The following is a 260-nucleotide window of genomic DNA, read 5'->3' as shown; positions in this document are numbered from 1 at the left end:
AAACAATCCCATGCTTGTATGCGAGCTGTGCAGCGGCCCGTACACGCTCCGGCTGATCGTGATTTCCCGCGATCACTACCACTCCCCGAGTCCCTCCTGCAGCCAGCCGTTCCAGCGCATCGTAAAACAGCTCCTCGGCCCACGCAGGCGGATTGACTGAATCATACACATCTCCCGCGATCAGCACGAGATCAATCGACTGTTCCTCGACAATCCGGCAAAGCTCGTCCACAAACCCTGCCTGCTCCTCCCGACGATCT

Annotated in this window: 1 protein-coding gene; it reads right to left on the bottom strand. The window is 58.5% G+C overall.

What is annotated here, in order from left to right:
- Positions 1-260, bottom strand: a 260-nt coding sequence (locus tag MXD62_RS08945) for an exonuclease subunit SbcD (protein WP_248828908.1), incomplete at both ends; no start/stop codon positions are given.

The sequence above is a fragment of the Frankia sp. Mgl5 genome, from assembly GCF_023242985.1.
Taxonomy (GTDB): domain Bacteria; phylum Actinomycetota; class Actinomycetes; order Frankiales; family Frankiaceae; genus Parafrankia; species Parafrankia soli.
This window is presented reverse-complemented; position numbering and strand designations above follow the sequence as displayed.